Origin of the sequence: Leisingera sp. XS_AS12 (assembly GCF_041224635.1) — a bacterium.
In the GTDB taxonomy this organism is placed as follows: Bacteria; Pseudomonadota; Alphaproteobacteria; order Rhodobacterales; family Rhodobacteraceae; genus Leisingera.
The window spans coordinates 48,856-70,288 of the sequence record NZ_JBGFGM010000105.1 but is presented as its reverse complement, the minus strand read 5'-3'; the positions used below and the strand labels follow the sequence as shown (position 1 = coordinate 70,288).

The following is a 21,433-nucleotide window of genomic DNA, read 5'->3' as shown; positions in this document are numbered from 1 at the left end:
ACGCGGCGCTACATGACACTGGAAACCGTCGCCGCCATTTGCGACACTGCCCCCATGGACCCGGCGACAATCGCCGCCCTGTGACTGCGGCCGAGCCAAGGCCGAAGAGCAAAGTTACACCAACTCCCGGGACACTATCTTATTACGTGTTCGATTACGGGAGCGCGGACTTTCATGAAGTTCGCTGCACTGGCTCGACCCGCACCGCAAACGCGAAGCCGTTCGGAAGCAAGGGCAGGCAATAGACCTTCTCTACGACCTGTTCCAATTACCGCTGCTTCTCTCGGAAGTCGGCTCTTGACCGGATAGCCACTCGTTCGATGTTCCGCCCTCAAACGCGCTGCCATGCGCGCGAGAGCAGGATGACCACCGGAAAGGTCACTGCATAGGTCAGCGCGCCGTAGACCACCGAAGGTGTCGAGAATAGCGGAAAACCCGTCGCATCGCCCCACAGCATCGCCCCAGCGGCAAGCCCCAGCCCGCTGTTCTGCACGCCTGTCTCGACGGCGATGGTTGTCCGTTGAGGCTCGGACAGACCGCCGACCTGCCCAACGGCAAGACCGAGGCCCAGAAGGAGGAAAGTCAGAAGCGCAAGCTGCCACCCGATCAGGATCAGGCCGGATTGCAACGTGTCGGCGACTTCCATGAAGGACCAGCCGATGATCGCGATGAACACGGCGAAGCAGATGCGGAAGATGGCAGGTTCGTGCGGTTCGACGACGCGTGGCGCGAGGTGGCGTATCGCCATGCCCAGAAGGACAGGAACCGTGACGACCGCCACAACGCGCAACGTGAGATCCCCGAATTCGACCCCGAGCGCCTCGGTGCCAAGGAAATGACCCGCCGCCAGCAGGGACAGCGCCGGCAGGGTCGCCGCCGAAAGGATGTTGCTGACCGCCGTCAGGGACACGGACAGGGCCACATCACCGCCGGCAATCCGCGTCAGCAGGTTGCTCATCGCGGCGCCGGGGCAAAGCGTGAGGATCACGATGCCGAGGGCAAGCTCCGCATCCTGTTGCTGGGCCGAGACGAACAGGAAACCCACGACAGGAACCAGAAACACCTGGCTCGCCACCCCGAGAAAGAGAGCCTTTGGCCGTTTCAAGGAGGACCGGAAGTCGGCGACCGTCAGACCGAGGCCAAGCGCGAACATCATCACGAAGACCGCGACGGGAACAGCTACATCGATGATCGTGTCGGTTGTCACGGTTTTGAGCCTCGATCGATGCATATCACAACCGGCGTGGCAGATCGAGCCAAACGCTTGGCAGAGCATGCCAATACGATGGCGATGTCCATCCTTACATTCGGGACATCAAACCAGATGGAGAAATTCCAGCATGTCCCGCATCCAGCTTCCCGCCTCGATCGACGCCGCGCCAGCCGCCTCCCAACCCCTCCTCGAGGGGGTCAGGAAGATGCTCGGCAGTGTCCCGAACCTGTTCCGCATCACCGCGAACAGCCCCGCCGCGCTCGAGGGCTATCTCGGCCTGAACAGTGCGCTCGCGAAGGGCTTCCTGACACCGCAGACCCGTGAGCGGATCGCGCTGGCGGTCGCAGAGATCAACGGCTGCGACTACTGCCTGTCGGCGCACACTTACCTTGCAAAGACCCTCGCGAAGCTCGACGAGGCCGAGATCGCCGCGAACCGCGCCGGCGGCTCCTCCGACACGAAGGCCGACGCGGCCGTACGCTTCGCGGCCAAACTTGTGCGCGAACGCGGACAGGTTTCCGACGCCGACGTTTCGGCGCTGAGGATGGCGGGCTACAGCGACGCCGAGATCGTCGAGATCGTCGCACATGTCGCGCTCAACACCCTCACCAACTACCTGAACGAGGCGTTCGACACGCCCATCGACTTCCCGGTCGTCAGCGCCACGGCGGCCTGACACCGCGGACGCCCCCGGTCGCGCTTCCCCCCGCTGCCTCCCGCCCCGCGACCGGGGCGAACTCTGAGACACTCAGAAGGTTTAGCCAGATGACACGCCCCCCTTTGCCGCCCTTCGACGACGCGTCTGCCCGGATCAAGGTCCGGCTGGCGGAGGATGCCTGGAACAGCCGCGTACCTGAACGTGTCTCGCTCGCCTACACGCCCGACAGCCGGTGGCGGAACCGGGCCGAGATCTTCGAGGGGCGCGAGCGGATTTCCGAGGACGCGGAGGTCGTCGATCTTCTGAACGGCGCTGATGGACCCCGGGCGGAACGCGGCATCGTCATCCGGATCGTCGCGTTTGACTGCAACTGCCCGAAGAACATTCCGATCCGCCTGACCGATGCCGAGCGTGAGGAAGAGATCGCGCGTTTGTGCAACCGTATCGCGAGTCTCGAACGAGAATTCGCGAGGAAGACCTCCCCGAGCGCGAATTGAGTGCCTGAATGAAGCGGAGGTTTGTCAGGCAGCATGGAAAGACTGGCTTTCGCGACGCCTTCGGCTTAGCTTTGGCCATGCCGAGCGTGACAGCCGCATTTGCGCGCGCGATGGCCCAAGCGGCCGGGATGACGCTGAGAGATGACGGGGCTCTTGTCTCCGGCGGAGTGGTTGTGCGCCGTTTGCCGCAGCCGACGGACGGTCGGCTCACGGAAACCGACTATTTTGATTTTCTGGACTGGATCCGGCGCCAGCATGAAGACGAGGTCGCGCTGCTCGAAGCCTATGCCAAGATAATCCGAGCCGACGATATAGGCGTGCTCGGGTTGTCGATGAAGACGGCGCCGACACTCCGCGCCTCCCTCGAGCGCTTGGAACGTTACTGGCGGGTTGTCACGGATACCGCGATTTATCGCCTGGACGAATCCGGCGACCCGGCATGTCTACTCTTTGAGGCGCGCACGGAGCATCACCCGGTGCTCGAATTTCGCAACGAAGGCGCATTGGCCGGGTCCGCGCGCAATATTCGCCAGATCGTGGAAGGCGAATTGGTCCTCGAACACGTCTCGTTCCGCCACGCGTGCCGCAGCGATCCGGATCGCTATGCCGCGCATTTCGGCTGCCCCGTCCACTTCGAGGCGGATCGTAACGCCATAGCCTTCAAGCCCGAAATGCTCGACCTGCCGAACCGGCTGGGCGATGCAGCGGTGTCGGACTTCCTGACCGTCCATCTCGAGACGGAGATCGGCTCGCTCAAGGACGACCCCTCGCTTCGGGCGGCCCTTCTGCGTCGCTTGACACCGGCGCTCAGCAACGGCGTCCCGCAGGCGGCAAAGGTCGCGCGCGACATGGGGCTGAGCGAACGTACGCTCTACCGTCGCCTCGCCGAGGAGGGGCTGACCTTTCGTGACGTGCTCATCGAAGCGCAATCCTCGCTCGCCCAGGAGCTTCTGAGGGATAGCACGAGTTCCATCGCCGAGATCGCGTTCCTCACCGGGTTTTCCGAGCAAAGCACGTTCAGCCGAGCGTTCAAGCGCTGGGTCGGACAGGCGCCCGCGCAGTTCAGGCAGCAGTTTTCGGACCGGTAGCGCCGATCTGCCGCGACTGTGGCAGGACCGGCCCGCACGTTGGCGGAGCCGACCAGGATCGCCGCTGAATTCCCGGACCAAGGTTAGCCCGTCAGACATCGAGGAGGTCGCACCGGCGCCTGCCTGCCGCGGCCGAACGACTTGTTCCGAAAGGGCCGCGCCGGATGTCCGGGGATCCTCCTTGTCGTGCAGGCCGGCGCAGCCCGCAGACCGGGGCGCAAAGTTCAGCCGACGTGGCAGGATCGGCCATGCGCTTGGCAGGCTCAGCCGATACGGCCGTCATCTTCAGGAGATAGCGTAAGGTTATCGACCCCTGGAGAGCTGAAGTACCGGCGCGACCCCCGGCAAGCGCTCTCCTCCAAGCCGGAGGCCAACGCCATGAACGAGATCATAGGAACGAAGCACACCCCGACCGAACAGGGCGACGATCATCGGTCTCGAGCGCCTTCGAAGCCCCCGATCCTGATCGGTGAGATGACCTACCTGGTTTTGCTCGCGGTCGCCGCTGCCCTTCTGACCGGCCTCCTCGCCTTGCCGTTCACAATGCCGGACAGGGCCTTCGCGGAACCTCCGACGGCAATCGACGTGGCAGGCTTTGGCCGCGCGCGAGCTTCCGGACCGCCGCCCTCCTGAACTGACGACGCGCAGGTTGCGCCCGCGAGTTGTGGGCGCGCCGCCATCCCGAGCGACGCGATGTTTTCTTTGGCTCGGCCGACACCCGGCCGTGAACGGAAGAGATGTGCCGCACGTAGGGAAGCCCAACCCGATTAACCCAAGCAGTACGCCGGCCGGCGCGTTGCCACCACCACCGAGAAGGAGACTTGAAATGGACCACGACCACAATCACGACCGCGCCTGCGCCTGCGGCTGCGACGCCACCCCCGAGCGGGTCGACATGGCACGCCGTCGCCTGATGGCGGGAGCGGCAGGCGCCGCCGCCGCAAGCGCTGTTGCCGTTACCGGCGGTGCCGCGACCGCCGCTACCGACGAGGCCCGCGCCATCTATGCCGATCCTGACGAGCCAGGTCTGCCGCAAGTCGACATGGACATCGCGTCGGGCCGAACGGCCCTCGTTGTCACTGATCCCCAGATTGATTTCCTGTCCGAGGACGGCGTCACATGGGGCGTCGTCGGCGAAAGCGTGACAGAACAGGGCACCGTCGACAATATCGAACGGCTGTTCGCGGCCGCCAAGACCGCCGGGATGCCTGTCTTCATCTCGCCGCATTACTACTACCCGCACGACCACAAGTGGCAGTTCGAGGGAACCCTTGAAAAGACCATGCACTCCATTGGCATGTTCGACCGGCTCGGTCCCCTGAATCTCGACAATTTCGAAGGCTCCGGCGCCGACTGGATGCCACAGTACAAAAAATACATCGAGGACGGCGAAACCATCGTCTGCTCGCCGCACAAGGTTTACAGCCCCGCTCAGAACGACCTGAACCTGCAGTTGCGCAAGCGCGGGATCGACAAGGTGATCCTTGCGGGGATGTCGGCGAACCTCTGCACCCAGGCGCATCTTTACGAGCTGCTGGAGCTCGGCTTTGAGGTCGCCGTCGTGCGCGATGCCACGGCCGGCGCCAAGGTGCCCGAAGGCGATGGCTATCTCGCCGCGATCATCAACTTCCGCATGGTGGCGAACGGTGTCTGGTGGACCGACGAGGCCGTGAAACGCATCGCCGCGGCGACCTGACCGGTTTCACCACCCCCGACCCAACCAAGGCGAACTCAACCAAAGGAGACTTCCCATGAAAATCAAACTCATCAAGGGAACCATCAACTGGACCACCACGCTGATCGTCGCCTCCGTCGCCACGCTCACCGTCGCCACATGGGCGCATGCCGCCGACGAGTACAACGTCGTCAAAGGCCTCACCATCGCCGGCAAGCCGCTCGGGATGCATGGGATCGACCCGGTGTCGATGTTCACCGGCCAGACCCCGGTGATCGGCGACTCGACCCATTCCGTCGTGCATGACGGTGTCGACTACTACTTCGCCGACGCCGAGACCAAGGCACGTTTCAAGGCCGATCCGGCAGCGCACCTGCCGCAATTCGGCGGCTTCTGCGCCTACGGCGTCTATGCCGGCGCCAAGCTCGACGGCGATGTGCGCTATGCCGACATCGTCGACGGCAAGCTTTATCTCTTCGTGAACGCCGCGACCCTCGAGAAATACCTCGAAGATCCGGAGGCGGTTATAGCCGGCACCAACGCCAAATGGCCCGGTATTGTGAATACGCCTGTGAGCGATCTCTGATCCAGGTAACCCGAAAAAACTGGCGGCTCGCGCAGATGCCCGGGCCGTCCCCTCTCTTCTCTGAAACTACAGGATAAAGCGATGACAACCCTGCTTCGCATCGATGCCAGCGCCCAACGGCAAGACCGTTCGCTGACGCGAATGCTGACAAGTCTATTCACGACCGAATTCTTGCATGCCAATCCGGACGCAGAGGTGATCGCCCGTGATATCGGACAGGATCCGGTTCCGGCAATTGATTATCGATTCATCCACGCAGCCTTCACCCCGCCCGAGGCTCGCGAAGACTGGATGACCGAGCGGCTGGCCCTTTCAGATGCCCTGATCGACGAGGTGGTGGCTGCGGATATCATCGTTCTGGGGGCGCCCATGTACAATTACGGGATGCCCGCCGCGCTGAAAGGCTGGATTGACCACGTTGCACGGATCGGTCGAACCTTCTCCTTCGATCTGGGACGTGGCGACTTCCCCATCGAACCGATCCTGAAGGACAAGCAGCTCGTCGTGCTGTCGTCGCGGGGCGAGTTCGGTTTTGAGCCCGGCGGGCCACGGGCGCACCTGAACGCACTGGATCCCGCCATTGCTGCTTGCGCACATTACTTTGGTGTCGACGTCGCAGACATCCAAACCGTTGCCATTGAATATCAGGAGTTCAAGGACGCACGGCATGACCGTTCGGTCAGCGCTGCCAAAGACGCGACGCGTGCACTTGCACAGCAGTTTGGCAGACCTGCCAAACAAACGACTTTTCACCCGACTGACCAACCCAAGAAAAAGGACAAACCAATGACAGACTTTCCTACGCACACGATCGATTCCGCTCCCGCAGACGCAAAACCGATCCTGCAGGCTGCGCTGAACGGGTACGGCTTCGTGCCCAACCTCTACGCCACCATGGCGGAGGCTCCGACCATCCTCGAAGGTTACACAACGCTATCGGCCATCTTCGGCAAAACGGAGCTGTCGGAAACCGAGCGTCAGATCATTCTGATGACCAACAACCGATTGAATGGCTGCCAATACTGCATGGCAGCACACACGACGCTATCGCAGATGGCCGGAGTTGCGGAGGATGTCATCGCGGCGCTGCGCAACGATACCCCCATCGCGAACAGCAAACTGGAAGCTCTGCGCCAGTTTGTCATCGTGATCAACGAAAGTCGTGGATGGCCCACTGGCGCGCAGATCGAGCGTTTTCTGCAGGCCGGTTATACGCGGCAAACCGTGCTCGAGGTTATTCTTGGCACGGCACTGAAAACCCTGTCCAACTACACCAACCATATCGCGGAAACGGACCTGGATACGGCATTCGCAGCCAATGAGTGGCCAGAACCCGCGTCCCAAGCCGCGGAATAGCTCCGCGCGACGGGCCGGTGTCTGATGGCACGTAACGGGGCAACAGCAACAAAACCCGTCGCTGTTGCCCCAGGTGTGCCTGGCGGCGGCACTTTTCAAAAGGATGAGCCGCGCAACAGCCTCACCGCCGTCAAAGAGCGAGCGTCCGTTTCTTGCGCGGAGTCGCCATTGGCTGCAGCTGCAGCGAAGGTCGGCAAACCGCCCGTTCGGCCATCGGGTGACGGTTCAATAACAATGCAGATTGGACCTCTTTTTCTGGCACCGCTCAAACCAAGCTGTGCATACTATCAATTGGGTTTTGCCCGAGGGAACTCCTCATAGACACCGTGGGGCTCGCCCGCAGGCTCACAATAAGAGCCTGGCCAAGGGGATTTATCCCGCCAGACCGCCACGCTTAGCTAAAGTTATATCCAGATCAAATCCGCCGCGCCCGAAGGCAACGGCGGGTCTATAGTGGTTACAGTTGCATTCTAAGCTGGTCGAATTGCAAACTGCTACTGGTCTTCACACATCACTGACTCTTTCAGAGCGTGCCCCTCACCCGCATTTGGAGTGGCCGCAGCTGCGGCAGGTCATGCAGCCTTCGACCATCTGCATATCGAACTGGCCACAGCTGGGGCAGGCCTTGCCACGCGGCGGCGTGAGGTTCACCACTTCCGCCTGCGGGTCGGACTTCAGGCCCATGCCCTCGCCTTCCAGGAAGCCGGTCTTGATCAGATGCGTCTCAATCACGCCACCAATAGCCGCGAGGATCGACGGGATGTACTTGCCCTGCACCCAGGCGCCGCCGCGCGGATCGAACACCGCCTTCAGCTCCTCGACCACGAAGGACACGTCGCCGCCGCGGCGGAACACGGCCGAGATCATCCGGGTCAGCGCCAGCGTCCAGGCGTAGTGCTCCATGTTCTTGGAGTTGATGAAGACCTCGAACGGGCGGCGGTGGCCGTTGATGATGATGTCGTTGATGGTCAGGTAGATCGCGTGCTCGGAATCCGGCCACTTCAGCTTGTAGGTGTGCCCCTCCAGGCTCTGCGGGCGGTCCAGCGGCTCGGACATGTAGACGACCTCGGCGCCGTTCTCGTCCACGTCGGCCTCATGCGGCGCATCGGCGCTTTCGCCCGGCGCGGTGTCGGCGCTTTCGCTCACCGACAGGACCGAGCCAGTCACGTCGTTCGGACGGTAGGTGGTGCAGCCCTTGCAGCCCTGGTCCCAGGCCTGCATGTAGACGTCCTTGAAGTCATCAAAGGAGATGTCTTCGGGGCAGTTGATGGTCTTGGAAATCGACGAGTCAATCCATTTCTGCGCCGCCGCCTGCATCTTGACGTGGGCCGCGGGGCTCAGCGTCTGGGCGTTCACGAAATAGCCGGGCAGCTTGGCGTCATCGCCGAACTTCTCGCGGTACATCTGCACCGCGTAGTCGACCACCTCTTCCTCGGTGCGCGAGCCGTCCTTCTGCAGCACCTTGCGGGTGTAGGCATAGGCGAACACCGGCTCGATGCCCGAGGAGACGTTGCCCGCGTAAAGGCTGATGGTCCCGGTCGGCGCGATCGAGGTCAAGAGCGCGTTGCGGATCCCATGCTCGCGGATCGCCTCGCGGACGTCCTCATCCATGTTCATCATGTTGCCGGAGGCGAGGTATTTCTCCGCGTCGAACAGCGGGAAGGCGCCCTTTTCCTTGGCAAGATCCACCGACGCCAGATAGGCGGCGCGGGCGATGCTGTGCAGCCATTCCTCGGTCTGACGCGCCGCTTCGTCGGTGCCGTATTCCAGCCCCAGCATCAGCAGCGCATCGGCCAGGCCGGTGACGCCGAGGCCGATGCGGCGCTTGTTCTGCGCTTCCTCGGCCTGCGCCTCCAGCGGGAACTTGGAGACGTCGACCACGTTGTCCATCATCCGCACCGCGGTGGCGACCAGATCCTGCATCGCCTCCTGGTCCAGGTGGGCGTTGGTCTCGAACGGGTCCGCCACCAGGCGCGCCAGGTTGATCGAGCCCAGCAGGCAGGCGCCATAGGGCGGCAGCGGCTGCTCGCCACAGGGGTTGGTGGCCGCGATCTGCTCGATATAGCTGAGGTTGTTGGCCTTGTTGATGCGGTCGATGAAGATCACGCCCGGCTCGGCGTAATCATAGGTCGCCTGCATGATCTTGTTCCACAGGTCGCGCGCCTGCACGGTGTGGTAGACCTTGCCGTCGAACTGCAGATCCCAGGAACCGTCGGATTTGACCGCTTCCATGAAGGCATCCGTCACCAGCACCGACATGTTGAACATGCGCAGGCGGGCGGGATCGGACTTGGCGGTGATGAACTGCTCGATGTCCGGGTGGTCGCAGCGCATGGTCGCCATCATCGCGCCACGGCGGGAGCCGGCCGACATGATGGTGCGGCACATCGCGTCCCACACGTCCATGAAGGACAGCGGCCCGGAGGCATCCGCCGCCACGCCCTTCACATCCGCGCCGCGCGGCCGGATGGTGGAGAAGTCATAGCCGATGCCGCCGCCCTGCTGCATCGTCAGCGCCGCCTCTTTCAGCATGTCGAAGATCCCCGACATGCTGTCCGGCACGGTGCCCATCACGAAGCAGTTGAACAGCGTCACCTGGCGCGCGGTGCCGGCGCCTGCGGTGATGCGACCGGCGGGCAGATATTTGAAATCTTCCAGCGCCTCGTAGAATTTCTCTTCCCAAACATCGGGTTGCTTCTCCGCCCGCGCCAGGTCACGCGCGATGCGGCGCCAGCTGTCCTCGACCGTCACATCGATCGGAGTGCCATCCGCTTTCTTGAAACGGTATTTCATATCCCAGATCTGCTCAGCGATGGGGGCGGCAAAGCGGCTCATGTGTCGATCCTTCGAGTCGTTCGGGCTTCATGCGAAACGGCTCCGCGACGGCTGCTCTTTGAGGGCACCGTGGCGAATCCATTTTTGATTAAGGCTTACTTGCAGCAATTGCGTAGGAGAACACAATACCTTGAAGTCAGAGCGCCGTAAACCACTATATAGAGGTGTCGCTCTGGATGACTCTGTGGATATCTTGTGCGCAAGTCCCGATGGCAAACCCATCGAGCGACGCGCGCAGATACGGACAATCCTCTCAGCGCCTGCTCGACACCCCCTGTCCGAAAAGATTTGACCAAGTACGCCTTCATCTCCACGGGCCATCCAGCACCAGCTAACCCCATGACGGTAATACACATCTGCCCTCGGAACCCGAAGAAGGCAGCCAGGCCGAGAACCGTCCAGTGATCACCTTCGGCAGGCAATGCCCGCCCGCAGCCCGTCGCATCCCGCGACGCCAGCCTTGATTTTCAGGTATTGGAACGCCCGGCGAGCCGGGCCGACTTCAGGCAATACGGCCCCCAATACGGCCCCGCCGTCGCTGGCCCTGTCCGGGCACCGGGGCAAATCCATTTTCTACCGAGGCTTACCGGCAGAAAATGCCTCGACAAACACAAGACCTTGAAGTCTGCGGTCCAAATACTACTATATACAGACAAGGCGCTGAACGACTCTGTGGGGAAACTGTGGATAACTGCATCAACTTGGTAAAGCTCTCGGTGGGCACGGAAAGCGTCGACGGGCTGATGGCCTGGCAAGCGATGCGCCGCGCCGAATTGCCGGAGGGATTGCCGCGCCACGTCACCCGCATGTGGCCCAAGCGCGAGGCGGAGCTTTTGAACGGCGGTTCGATCTACTGGGTCATCAAGGGGCTGATCCAGTGCCGCCAGCGCATCCTGCGCCTGGACGAGTTGCGCGGCGAGGACGGCATCCGCCGCTGCGCCATCGTGCTGGACCCGCAGATCCACCGCACCCACACCGCGCAGAAGCGCCCGTTCCAGGGCTGGCGCTACCTCAAGCCCGAGGACACCCCCGCGGATCTCCCCGCGGGCAAGAAACAGGAAGATCCCCTGCCCCCGGAGCTGTCACAGGCTCTGGCCGAGATCGGAGTAATCTGAGGCCTGCCGCACTCCCCCCCTTGCGGCAGCCTCGCCAGCGCCGGGCGTCAGCCCGGCGCGCGGCCCAACCGGGGCGGTGCCATCCGTGATGGCGCCTGCCCCGGGCGGGAGCGCCCACCATCGGAATTGAAACCAGCGTTGAAATCAGACTGCAGGGGCGTTCTCCCGCCCCCTTGCAAAGGCATCTCGCGATGCCTTCAAGGTGTTGGGCCCAGCCCGCGCCTTGCGCGGGCTGCCCCGCGTTACTTGCGCGCTTCCAGCAGGTCCAGAAGCGTGTTCAGCGCCGCCTTGTCCTCGGTGCCGTATTTCGCCACCCGGCTGCGCCACAGGGTGGCCTGCGACTTCAGCACCAGCCCGTCCGCCAGCAGTTTCAGGTGGTTGGCGCGCAGGGTCTCACCGGTCGAGGTGATGTCGGCGACCATCTCGGCGGTCTCGTTCTTCACCGTGCCCTCGGTGGCACCCTGGCTGTCGACCAGCTGGTAGTCCGCCACCCCCGCATCGGTGAGGAACTCGCGCACCAGCCGGTGGTACTTGGTGGCGATCCGGAGGCGGTGGCCATGCTGCGCGCGGAAGGCCGAGGCCGCCGCATCCAGATCATCCAGCGTGTCCACGTCGATCCAGCACTGCGGCACCGCCAGCACCAGGTCGGCATGGCCAAAGCCCAGCTCGGCCAGCTCCTCCACCTGCTGTTCAAAACGCGGCAGCTTCTCCTGCACCAGGTCGGTGCCGGTCACGCCCAGGTGGATGCGCCCCGCCGCCAGCTCGCGCGGGATCTCGCCCGCCGACAGCAGCACCAGCTCCATGTTGGACACGCCTTCGACCGCGCCGGCATATTCCCGGTCCGATCCGGTGCGCGACAGCGTCACGCCGCGCTTGGCGAACCAGTCGAATGTCTTTTCCATCAGCCGCCCCTTGGACGGCACCCCCAGCTTCAGCGTCATGCCCGCGCCTCCTCAAGCTGCACCATCAGATAGGGGCGCAGCACGCCGCCCACTGCCGGGATCTCCTCGCCCTGCCCCAGTTGCCGGGTCAGCGCATCATAGCGCCCGCCACTGGCAATCGGCGGCAGGTCGGGGCGCGCCTCGGCGTAGAAGCCAAAGACGAACCCGTCATAATACTCCATCGAGGTGCGCCCGTAAGAGGCCTCGAAATCGAGGTTCTCCACATCGACGCCGCGCGCCTTCATCGCCGCGGTGCGCGCATCCAGCCGGTCCAGCGCCGGGTTGATCTGCGGCAGGTCCACCGCGATGTCGCGCATCTGCTCGATGGCATAGGGCACGGTCTCACGCACCGCCATCAGCGCCTCAAGCGCCAGCAGCTCATGCTCGGCGATCGGCGGCGCCTTGGCGTCGGCGCGCAGCGCCTCCACCCGAGCCTGCACCTCGGCGGCGCGGCGCTTGCCCAGCTGCGGTGCCGAGCCGGTCAGGTCGCCCTCGGTCTCCAGCAGCTTCTTGCGCGTCTCCGGCACCGGGGTACGACCCGCGAACCGGTCGAGCAGCGCGCGGAAGCGGCGCGGCCGCCAGATGTGGCGCATCAGCGCCGCCTTGCGCTTCTCGGTGGTGTTCAGCCCCTGGACCGCGGCCATCAGGATGCCGATGTCGCCGGTCGCCGCCCGCAGCGGCAGCCCCCGCACCTGCAGCGCGAACAGCGCAAACACCTCGGCATCCGCCGCCGCCGCATCCTCGCGGTCGAACACCTCGTAGCCGACCTGCAGGTATTCATTGGGCCGCTCGGGGTAATGTTCCTGGCGGCGGAACACCTTGCCCGAATAGGTATAGCGCGCAGGCTCGGCACCGTGGCGCATATGCGCCTCCACCACCGGCACGGTGAAATCCGGGCGCAGCATCTGCTCGCCGCGCAGCGCGTCCGAGGTCACATAGGCCCGCGCCCGGATGTCCTCGCCATAGAGATCCAGAAGCGTATCGGCGGGTTGCAGCAGCGGCACGTCGACGACCTGCGCACCGGCCGCTTCGAAGCGCACCCTGAGCTGCGCCGCCCGCGCCTGGACCGCGCCCAGGTTATCCGCCAGGTCACCGACCCGTCCTTGCGTTTTCACAGCCATCGTTCAGCCCTGCCCGTCGAGGATTTCACGCACCTTGGCAACCAGTTCCGTGCGCGGCACTTCGAACTGGCTGGGGCGTTCCTTCCACTCTTCCAATGTGGCGTTCTCGGCGATCTTGGCGCCGAGGATCAGGTCCTTGATCTGCACCACGCCGTTTGCCTTCTCGTCGCCCCCCTCGATCACCGCGACCGGCGAGTTGCGCTTGTCGGCGTATTTCAGCTGGTTGCCGAAGTTCTTGGGGTTGCCGAGGTAAACCTCGGCGCGGATGCCCGCATTACGCAGCTCCGCGACCATCGCCTGATAATCGGCCATCCGGGCGCGATCCATCACCGTGACCACCACCGGGCCGGTTGCCTCGGCCGTCAGACGGCCCTTGGCGTGCAGCGCCGCCAGCAGCCGGTCGACGCCGATGGAGACCCCCACCGCGGGCACTTCCTGGCCGGTGAAACGCTTGACCAGACCGTCATAGCGACCGCCGCCCGAAACCGAGCCGAACTGCCGCTTGCGGCCCTTCTCGTCGAGAATTTCAAAGGTCAGCTCGGCCTCGAACACCGGGCCGGTGTAATAGCCCAGACCGCGCACCACAGACGGGTCGATCTCGATCCGGTCCTGGCCATAGCCGCCCGCGGCCAGCAGCTCGCCGATCTGCTCCAGCTCGGCAATGCCCTCCTGACCCGCTTTGCTGTCGCCCACCGCGGCGCGCAGGTTGGCGATTGTGCCCGCCGCATCCGCCGCCTTGGAGGTGAGGAAGGCCAGCACCGGGGCTGCCTGATCCTCCGACAGGCCGACGCCGTCGATATAGGCACCGGAGGCATCCAGCCGCCCCTTGGTCAGCAGCTCGCGCACGCCAGCCTCGCCCACCTTGTCGAACTTGTCGATGGTGCGCAGCACGTCGTCGCGCTTGGCGTCGCCATCGGCAAGGCCCATAGCCTCCAGCACGCCGTTCAGGACCTTGCGGTTGTTGACCCGCACCAGGTAATCGCCGCGCGGAATGCCGACGGTCTCCAGCGTGTCCGACAGCATCGCGCAGATTTCCGCATCCGCCGCCATCGAGGACGTGCCGACAGTATCCGCATCACATTGATAGAACTGGCGGAAACGGCCCGGACCGGGTTTCTCGTTGCGCCAAACCGGCCCCATCGCATAGCGGCGATAGGGGGTCGGCAGATCGTTGCGGTGCTGCGCATAGACCCGCGCCAGGGGCGCCGTCAGGTCATACCGCAGCGCCATCCACTCGCCGTTGTCCTTTTCGTCGAACTCCTGCCAGGCGAAGACACCCTCGTTGGGGCGGTCGACGTCGGGCAGGAACTTGCCCAGCGCTTCGACGGTTTCCACCGCCGAGGACTCCAGCGCCTCGAAGCCGTAATGATGATACACACCCGCGATGGCCCGCAGCATCTCAGTTCGCTGGGTCACCTCCGCGCCAAAATAGTCACGGAACCCCTTCGGCGTTTGCGCCTTGGGGCGGGGTTGTTTCTTCACTTTGGCCATCTGAGGCCTCCTCACGGGTAGCGGTTTCACTCGCGTGGCGGTCTAGCGGATGCAAGCCGTGGCGGCAAGAAGGAGCCGCGGCGTCGCGCCCGAAGAGGCGTAAAAACCAATCCGGCGCCCGCGAGATCCCGACCGGCGCAGGCCGCGATTTTATCCGGACACCATGGACCTTGGCCGCCAACGCACCTATTTAGATGCATCCGCAATCAGAGGTCCGAACCATGCAGCATCTGGAAGAGCAAATCGCCCATCTGACCCGCAGCGTGGAGGAGATGAGCGACGTGATCACCCGCCAGCAACAGGAGATCGACGTGCTGACCCGCCGCGTTGCCCTGCTGGTGCAGCGCGAGGCCAGCCGCGAGCAGGAAGGCACCGGTGGCGTGATCCTCGGCGACGAGCGCCCGCCGCATTACTGACGCCTGCGCCGCCCGGTCGGCACAGCATCCGACGGCCGCAGCGCCGGAAGCACAGCGCGTGGAAAACTTGCCGCGCGCAAAGAAACCGCTTGCGCATTTGCCGCAGGGTCATGCACGCTGGGGCTGAATTGGCCTTGGCAAATGGGTTTGCCCTTTTTAATTGCGTTCGCAAAACGCACAAATTGGACGCTGGCAGTGACAAGCAACGCGGAACTGGTACATTTTTGGTTCGAAGAGGTCTGGTACCGCGACAACAACGCGGTGCTGGGAGAGATGTTCTCGGACGAGACAGAGGCCACCGGGCCGGTGTCCAACCTGATGGGCAAACAGTTCATCGCGTCGGATTTCGTGTCCACCATGAAGGCGCTGCTGGGCGGCGCGCCGGAGTTCACCTTCCGCGTCTTCGAGGAAGCCGGCGATTGGGTCATCACCTGTTTCGACGTGCATGTGACCAATCACCCGCACCGCCCACCGTTCGATTTCGATGGCCAGATGATCTTCAAGGTCGAGAATGGCCAGATCTCCGCGATCCACTCCAGCCTGAACTACATCAAGCTGTTCGAGGGGCTGGGCCAGATGCCCCCGGAGACCCTGCCGGTCTGCCTCAGCGGGGCGGAGCTGGTCTGGAAGTGATCCAGACCCGATCCGGCGGCAGGCGCGCTACGCCGCCTGCCCTCAGATCTCCTCCACGTCCATCACCCCGTCCAGCGACTTCAGCGCGCCCTTGATCTGCGGGTTGATGGGGAACGGCTGGCCCAGGTCCATCTCGACATCGCCGGGCAGACCGGGATCCTGCAAATACATGAAGATCTCCCCGCGAGAGGCGTTGCGGGCGGCCGATTTGGCGTCTTCCAGCACCTGCGCCACGGTGTTCACGGCCGACACGTCGTTGAGATAGACCCGCAGGCAGCTGCGCCCGGCATCCGCAATCGCACTGTCCACCGGCCCGACCGAGCGCACCAGGAGCTTTAGCTGATCGCTTTCCATCGTGGCCTCGGCCGTGATCACCACCTTGGCCCCGGTCTCGAGGAATTCGCGCGACTTTTCCAGCACTTCCGAGAACAGCGTCACCTCGAAGGCCCCGGTGGGATCGCTAAGCTGGACAAAGGCAAAGCGGTTGCCGCGCGCTGATTTGCGCTCCTGACGCCCGGCCACTACGCCGGCCATCTTGGCCATGAAGGGACCACGTTCGGCCTTGGCCGTCACCTCGTCCAGCGTCATCACCTTCTTGCGCTTGAGCGCGGGCATGTAGTCATCCAGCGGGTGGCCGGACAGGTAGAAGCCGATCGCCTTGAACTCCTCGCTCAGCCGTTCAGCGGGCAGCCAGTCGGGAACATTCGGCAGCCGCGGCTCTGGCAGATCCTCGCCCGCCTCGCCGAACAGCGACACCTGGTTGGAGTTGCGCTGGTCATGCACCGCCGCGGAATAGTCGACCAGCGCGCCGAGGCTCTCGAACACCCGCCGCCGGTTGCTGTCCAGCTGGTCAAAGGCCCCTGCCCGCGCCATCATCTCCAGCGGCCGCTTGCCGACCCGTTTCAGGTTCACCCTGCGGGCAAAGTCGAACAGGTTCACGAACGGCCGCTCCTGGCCGTCTTCGCTGCGCGCCTCGGTCACGAGACGCATGACGTCGACGCCGACGTTCTTCAGCGCGCCCAGCGCGTAGACCAGCTCGCCGTTCACCACGTTGAACGTCGCCATCGAGCGGTTGACGCAGGGCGGCACATAGGGGAGCCCCAGCCCCTTCTTCACCTCTTCGAAGTAGATCGCCAGCTTGTCGGTCAGGTGGATATCGCAGTTCATGACGCCGGCCATGAACTCGACCGGGTGGTTCGCCTTCAGCCAGCCGGTCTGATAGGACACCACCGCATAGGCCGCCGCGTGCGACTTGTTGAAGCCGTAGTTGGCGAATTTCTCCAGTAGGTCGAAGACCTCGCTCGCCTTCTTCTTGTCGACGCCGTTCTTGGCCGCGCCGGCCTCGAACTTCGGCCGCTCGGCGTCCATCGCCTCCTTGATCTTCTTACCCATCGCCCGGCGCAACAGGTCGGCGCCGCCGAGGCTGTAGCCGGCCATCACCTGGGCGATCTGCATCACCTGCTCCTGGTAGACGATGATGCCCTGGGTTTCCTCCAGGATGTGGTCGATCAGCGGGTGCACCGACTGGATCTCGCGCTGGCCGTTCTTGACCTCGCAATAGACCGGGATGTTTTCCATCGGGCCCGGACGGTACAGCGCCACCAGCGCCACGATGTCCTCGATGCAGGTCGGCTTCATGCGCTTCAGCGCGTCCATCATGCCGGTGGATTCCACCTGGAACACCGCCACGGTCTTTGCCCGCGAGTAGAGGTCGTAGGTCGCCTTGTCATCCAGCGGGATGGCGTTGATCTCGTTCACCGCCCCTTCCGGTGGCTCGTATAGCTGGGTGCCATCGGCCGCGACATGCAGGTCACGCCCGGACTGCTTGATGAGGTCCACGGCGTTCTGAATGACCGTCAGCGTTTTCAGGCCCAGAAAGTCGAATTTGACCAGACCGGCCTGTTCGACCCATTTCATGTTGAACTGGGTGGCCGGCATGTCCGAGCGTGGATCGCGGTAAAGCGGCACCAGCTCGTCCAGCGGCCGGTCCCCGATCACAACCCCCGCCGCGTGGGTACCGGCCGAGCGCAAGAGCCCCTCGACCTGCATGCCGTATTTCAGCAGCCGGTCGACGACCTCCTCGTTCTCGGCCTCCTCGCGCAGGCGCGGCTCTTCCTTCAGACTGTCGGCGATCGACATCGGCTTCACGCCCTCGACCGGGATCAGCTTGGACAGCCGGTCCACCTGGCCATAGGGCATCTGCAGCACCCGGCCCATGTCGCGCACCGCCGCCTTGGACAAGAGCGCGCCGAAGGTGATGATCTGCCCCACCTTGTCGCGGCCGTATTTCTCCTGCACGTATTTGATGACTTCCTCGCGGCGGTCCATGCAGAAGTCGATGTCGAAGTCCGGCATCGACACCCGTTCCGGGTTGAGGAAGCGTTCGAACAGCAGCGAGTAGCGCAAGGGGTCAAGGTCGGTGATGGTCAGCGCATAGGCCACCAGAGAGCCCGCGCCCGAGCCCCGCCCCGGCCCCACCGGGATGCCGTGGTCCTTGGCCCACTGGATAAAGTCCGCAACGATTAGGAAGTAGCCGGGAAAGCCCATGCCCTCGATGATGCCCAGTTCGAAATCCAGTCGTTCCTGGTATTCCTCGACGCTGACCGCATGCGGGATCACCGCCAGGCGCTTTTGCAGTCCCTCGTTGGCGATGCGGCGCAGCTCGGCCACCTCGTCGTCGGCGAATTTCGGCAGGATGGGATCGCGGCGATACGCCATGAAGGCGCAACGGCGGGCGATTTCCACCGTGTTTTCAATCGCCTCCGGCAGGTCGGCGAACAGCGCGACCATCTCCTCCTGGCTTTTGAAGTAATGCTGTGCGGTCAGGCGGCGGCGCGGCTCCACCTGGTCGACATAGGCCCCCTCGGCGATGCAGATCATCGCGTCATGCGCCTCGTACATCTCCGTGTTCGGGAAATAGACGTCGTTGGTGGCAACCAGCGGCAGCTCCATCGCATAGGCCATCTCGACATGGCCGCGCTCGGTCAGCTGCTCGGCCTCGGGCTGGCCATGCTCCCCTGGGTGCCGCTGCAATTCCACGTACAGCCGGTCGGCAAAGATCGCCTTCAACCGCTGCATCAGCGCCTCTGCCGCGGGGCGCTGCCCCTGTTGCAGCAACCGCCCCACCGGTCCGTCCGGCCCGCCGCTGAGACAGATCACCCCCTCGCAATGCGCTGCCAGCTCCTCCAGCGTCACATGCGGCAGCTCGTTGCCCTCCCGCAGGTACAGGCAGGAGTTCAGCTTCATCAGGTGCTCATAGCCGGTCTCGCTCTGCGCCAGCAACACCAGCGGCGCGGGCGGCTTGGGCCGCTCGCCGGGCGCAGGCTCGGCATACCGCAGGTCGACCTGGCAACCGATGATCGGCTGCACCCCGGCGCCGCTCGCCGTGACCGAGAATTCCAACGCCGAGAACAGGTTGTTGGTGTCGGTCACCGCGATGGCGGGCATCTCGTGCTTCTTGCACAGATCGGGCAGCTTCTTCAGCCGCAGCGCGCCTTCCAGCAGCGAATACTCGGTGTGGGTGCGCAGGTGAATGAATCGGGGAGAGCTGGTCATGCCGCAAAGCTATCCCATTGCCGCGCCGGGGTGAACGGCGTTCTGCACCCGCCCGCCAGGACATCCGCGCGCCCGTCTGGTGCAGGTCCAACACCCGCCAAAATCGCTGCGGTCGGGGTGGTATTTTATCCGATCTGTTGAAACTCTTTCACGCCCGATGCCGTAAGCGCGCGTGAAATACCGGATAAAACGCATTAATTATAAAGAGATGCCCGCCCAAGCGGCAATTTACTTGCGCTGCGAGCCGCGGCGGTGGCACGGCGGTTTTTCTTGCTTTGACAAGGGGCTGCTCCCTAGGCTGGCGACAGCAAGCAATAATCAGCCCGCCTCCTTCCCCACCGCATCGAAGGGGCACTACGGGTCAACAGGGAAATGCGGAGGGTCCGGGGATGATGGCTCATCTCTTTCGGTCATGCACTGGCGCGGGGGTCTCCGGCGCCGGGCGCATTGCGGCACCAACGCCGCAGAGGTCTGGAAACACAGGCCAATTGCGGCTGCCCTATTCCCAAGTGCTGGATCAGACGCTATGCCAGCCGCTGTTGAATCACCTGATTGCCTGCACCGCTCCCGCCGCTTTTTTGCGGGTGCCCCGGCCGGGGCCGGGCCCGCAGTGGCAAGCGGCATCACGACTCCCGCTGCAGTTGCGGCATGGTGAAGAACACGGATTGAGAGAGGACCGGCGCGCGTGACTGTACCCCTGCTAAGCCTGCAAGGCCTGACCAAGGCCTATCCCGGCGTTGTGGCCAATGACAGCGTATCCTTTGACATCGGCGAGGGCGAGGTTCATGCCCTGCTCGGCGAAAACGGCGCCGGGAAATCGACGCTGGTCAAGATGATCTACGGGTTGGTGAAACCCGACAGCGGCCAGATGCTTTTGCGTGGGGCGCCCTTTGCCCCGGCAGAACCGCGCGCCGCGCGCGCCGATGGCATTGCCATGGTTTTCCAGCATTTCTCGCTGTTCGATGCGCTGAACGTCGCGGAGAACATCGCCCTGGGCATGGAAAACCCGCCGGAGATGCGCGACCTTGCTGCCCGCATCCGCGAGGTGTCGGAAACCTACGGCCTGCCGCTGGACCCGTTCCGCACCGTCGGCGACCTCTCCGCCGGTGAGCGCCAGCGGGTCGAGATCATCCGCTGCCTGCTGCAGGACCCGAAACTGCTGATCATGGATGAGCCGACCTCGGTCCTCACCCCGCAGGAGGTCGAGATCCTGTTCAAGACCCTGCAGAAGCTGCGCGCCGAGGGCACCTCGATCCTGTATATTTCGCACAAGCTGGAGGAAATCCGCACCCTCTGCGATCACGCCACCATCCTGCGGCTGGGCAAGAACGTCGGCGAATGCACCCCTTCTGAGACCTCGGCCCGCGACATGGCCGAGATGATGGTCGGCAGCTCGCTGCAGACCCCGCAGCGCAAGACCCGCGAGTTCGGCGAGGTGGCAATGGCGATCACTGGCCTGTCGGTGCCTGCCCCGTCGGCCTTTGGCACATCGCTCAAGAACGTGCACCTGACGGTGCGCAAGGGTGAAATTCTGGGCATCGGCGGCGTTGCCGGCAATGGCCAGGACGAACTGCTGGGCGTGCTGTCGGGCGAGGTTCTGACGGCGGCGGATGCGGTCAAGCTGCACGGGCAGCCCATCGGCCGCCACGGCCCCACCGCGCGCCGCGCGCTGGGGGTGCTGGCCGCGCCGGAAGAACGCCTTGGCCACGCCGCTGCCCCGGACATGAGCCTGACGGAAAATGCCATGCTCACCGGTTCGGTGCGCGAGGGGCTGGAGAAGAACGGTTTCCTCGACTGGGGCAAGACCAAGGATTTTGCCGAGCGCATCATTAAGGCCTTTGACGTGCGCACGCCCGGCCCTGGCAATGCGGCGCGCTCCCTGTCGGGGGGCAACCTGCAGAAGTTCGTGATCGGCCGCGAGGTGCTGCAGAACCCGGATGTGCTGGTGGTGAACCAGCCGACCTGGGGTGTCGACGCCGCCGCCGCCGCCGCCATCCGCCAGTCGCTGCTGGATCTGGCCGCCAAGGGCGCCGCGGTGATCTGCATCAGCCAGGACCTGGACGAGCTGATGGAGATCTCCGACAGTTTTGCCGCCCTCAACGAGGGCCGCCTGAGCGCGCCGCGCGAGGCCGCGGGCCTGACGGTCGAGGAGATCGGCCTGATGATGGGCGGTGCCCATGGCATGGAGGTGGCGCATGTCTGAGGTCGGTGTCCGCCTCCGGCGGGAGTATTTCAAGAAAGATGAAAAGGGAG

Annotated in this window: 17 protein-coding genes; 11 read left to right on the top strand and 6 right to left on the bottom strand. The window is 64.1% G+C overall.

The features are described 5' to 3' along the window. Positions 1 to 331: 331 nt before the first annotated feature. Positions 332 to 1,207, bottom strand: coding sequence for a bile acid:sodium symporter family protein (locus tag AB9K35_RS14040; protein ID WP_369926987.1), 876 nt, complete (start codon positions 1,205 to 1,207; stop codon positions 332 to 334). Between the two features lie 133 nt (positions 1,208 to 1,340). Here AB9K35_RS14040 and AB9K35_RS14035 point away from each other — a divergent pair, with 133 nt between their 5' ends. From AB9K35_RS14035 to AB9K35_RS14005, 7 genes are all read left to right on the top strand, one after another. After that, positions 1,341 to 1,889: a carboxymuconolactone decarboxylase family protein gene (locus AB9K35_RS14035; RefSeq protein ID WP_369926985.1), complete on the top strand. Its 549-nt coding sequence runs from the start codon at positions 1,341 to 1,343 to the stop codon at positions 1,887 to 1,889. A gap of 89 nt (positions 1,890 to 1,978) precedes the next feature. Further along, positions 1,979 to 2,368, top strand: coding sequence for a DUF1348 family protein (locus AB9K35_RS14030; RefSeq protein ID WP_369926983.1), 390 nt, complete (start codon positions 1,979 to 1,981; stop codon positions 2,366 to 2,368). An 8-nt stretch (positions 2,369 to 2,376) separates the two neighbouring features. Beyond that, the gene (locus AB9K35_RS14025) at positions 2,377 to 3,456 is read left to right on the top strand and encodes a helix-turn-helix domain-containing protein (RefSeq protein ID WP_369926981.1); all 1,080 of its coding nucleotides are present in this window, start codon (positions 2,377 to 2,379) and stop codon (positions 3,454 to 3,456) included. A gap of 378 nt (positions 3,457 to 3,834) precedes the next feature. After that, positions 3,835 to 4,089, top strand: a complete 255-nt coding sequence (locus AB9K35_RS14020) for a hypothetical protein (RefSeq protein WP_369926979.1) — start codon at positions 3,835 to 3,837, stop codon at positions 4,087 to 4,089. Between the two features lie 193 nt (positions 4,090 to 4,282). Next, positions 4,283 to 5,152: a cysteine hydrolase gene (locus tag AB9K35_RS14015; protein WP_369926977.1), complete on the top strand. Its 870-nt coding sequence runs from the start codon at positions 4,283 to 4,285 to the stop codon at positions 5,150 to 5,152. A gap of 55 nt (positions 5,153 to 5,207) precedes the next feature. Further along, positions 5,208 to 5,717: a YHS domain-containing (seleno)protein gene (locus AB9K35_RS14010; protein ID WP_369926975.1), complete on the top strand. Its 510-nt coding sequence runs from the start codon at positions 5,208 to 5,210 to the stop codon at positions 5,715 to 5,717. Between the two features lie 81 nt (positions 5,718 to 5,798). After that, on the top strand, positions 5,799 to 7,073 hold the full coding sequence (locus AB9K35_RS14005; protein WP_369926973.1) for an NAD(P)H-dependent oxidoreductase: 1,275 nt from the start codon (positions 5,799 to 5,801) through the stop codon (positions 7,071 to 7,073). 537 nt (positions 7,074 to 7,610) lie between these two features. Here the strand turns inward: AB9K35_RS14005 and AB9K35_RS14000 are convergent. Then, positions 7,611 to 9,908, bottom strand: a complete 2,298-nt coding sequence (locus AB9K35_RS14000; protein WP_369926971.1) for an adenosylcobalamin-dependent ribonucleoside-diphosphate reductase — start codon at positions 9,906 to 9,908, stop codon at positions 7,611 to 7,613. 683 nt (positions 9,909 to 10,591) lie between these two features. Here AB9K35_RS14000 and AB9K35_RS13995 point away from each other — a divergent pair. Next, positions 10,592 to 11,023, top strand: coding sequence for a DUF1489 family protein (locus tag AB9K35_RS13995; RefSeq protein ID WP_369926969.1), 432 nt, complete (start codon positions 10,592 to 10,594; stop codon positions 11,021 to 11,023). A 242-nt stretch (positions 11,024 to 11,265) separates the two neighbouring features. Here the strand turns inward: AB9K35_RS13995 and hisG are convergent, their stop codons facing one another. From hisG to hisS, 3 genes are read right to left on the bottom strand one after another with little or no spacing between them, the layout of a single operon-like run. Beyond that, on the bottom strand, positions 11,266 to 11,964 hold the full coding sequence (hisG, locus tag AB9K35_RS13990) for an ATP phosphoribosyltransferase (RefSeq protein WP_222455192.1): 699 nt from the start codon (positions 11,962 to 11,964) through the stop codon (positions 11,266 to 11,268). Continuing rightward, positions 11,961 to 13,085, bottom strand: coding sequence for an ATP phosphoribosyltransferase regulatory subunit (locus tag AB9K35_RS13985; RefSeq protein ID WP_222455193.1), 1,125 nt, complete (start codon positions 13,083 to 13,085; stop codon positions 11,961 to 11,963). Before AB9K35_RS13985 ends, hisG begins: the two co-directional genes overlap by 4 nt. 3 nt (positions 13,086 to 13,088) lie before the next feature. Further along, on the bottom strand, positions 13,089 to 14,576 hold the full coding sequence (hisS, locus tag AB9K35_RS13980; RefSeq protein ID WP_369926966.1) for a histidine--tRNA ligase: 1,488 nt from the start codon (positions 14,574 to 14,576) through the stop codon (positions 13,089 to 13,091). 221 nt (positions 14,577 to 14,797) lie between these two features. Here hisS and AB9K35_RS13975 point away from each other — a divergent pair, with 221 nt between their 5' ends. Both AB9K35_RS13975 and AB9K35_RS13970 read left to right on the top strand, forming a co-directional pair. Beyond that, positions 14,798 to 14,992: a SlyX family protein gene (locus tag AB9K35_RS13975; protein ID WP_222455195.1), complete on the top strand. Its 195-nt coding sequence runs from the start codon at positions 14,798 to 14,800 to the stop codon at positions 14,990 to 14,992. 195 nt (positions 14,993 to 15,187) lie between these two features. Beyond that, complete coding sequence (locus AB9K35_RS13970; protein ID WP_222455196.1) at positions 15,188 to 15,625, top strand: nuclear transport factor 2 family protein; 438 nt, start codon at positions 15,188 to 15,190, stop codon at positions 15,623 to 15,625. 42 nt (positions 15,626 to 15,667) lie between these two features. Here the strand turns inward: AB9K35_RS13970 and dnaE are convergent, their stop codons facing one another. Next, a complete protein-coding gene (gene dnaE / locus AB9K35_RS13965; protein WP_369926964.1) occupies positions 15,668 to 19,180 on the bottom strand; it encodes a DNA polymerase III subunit alpha in 3,513 nt (1,170 codons plus the stop codon). Positions 19,181 to 19,865: 685 nt separating this feature from the next. Here dnaE and AB9K35_RS13960 point away from each other — a divergent pair. After that, positions 19,866 to 21,383, top strand: coding sequence for an ABC transporter ATP-binding protein (locus AB9K35_RS13960; RefSeq protein ID WP_222455198.1), 1,518 nt, complete (start codon positions 19,866 to 19,868; stop codon positions 21,381 to 21,383). The last annotated feature ends 50 nt before the right edge of the window (positions 21,384 to 21,433 follow it).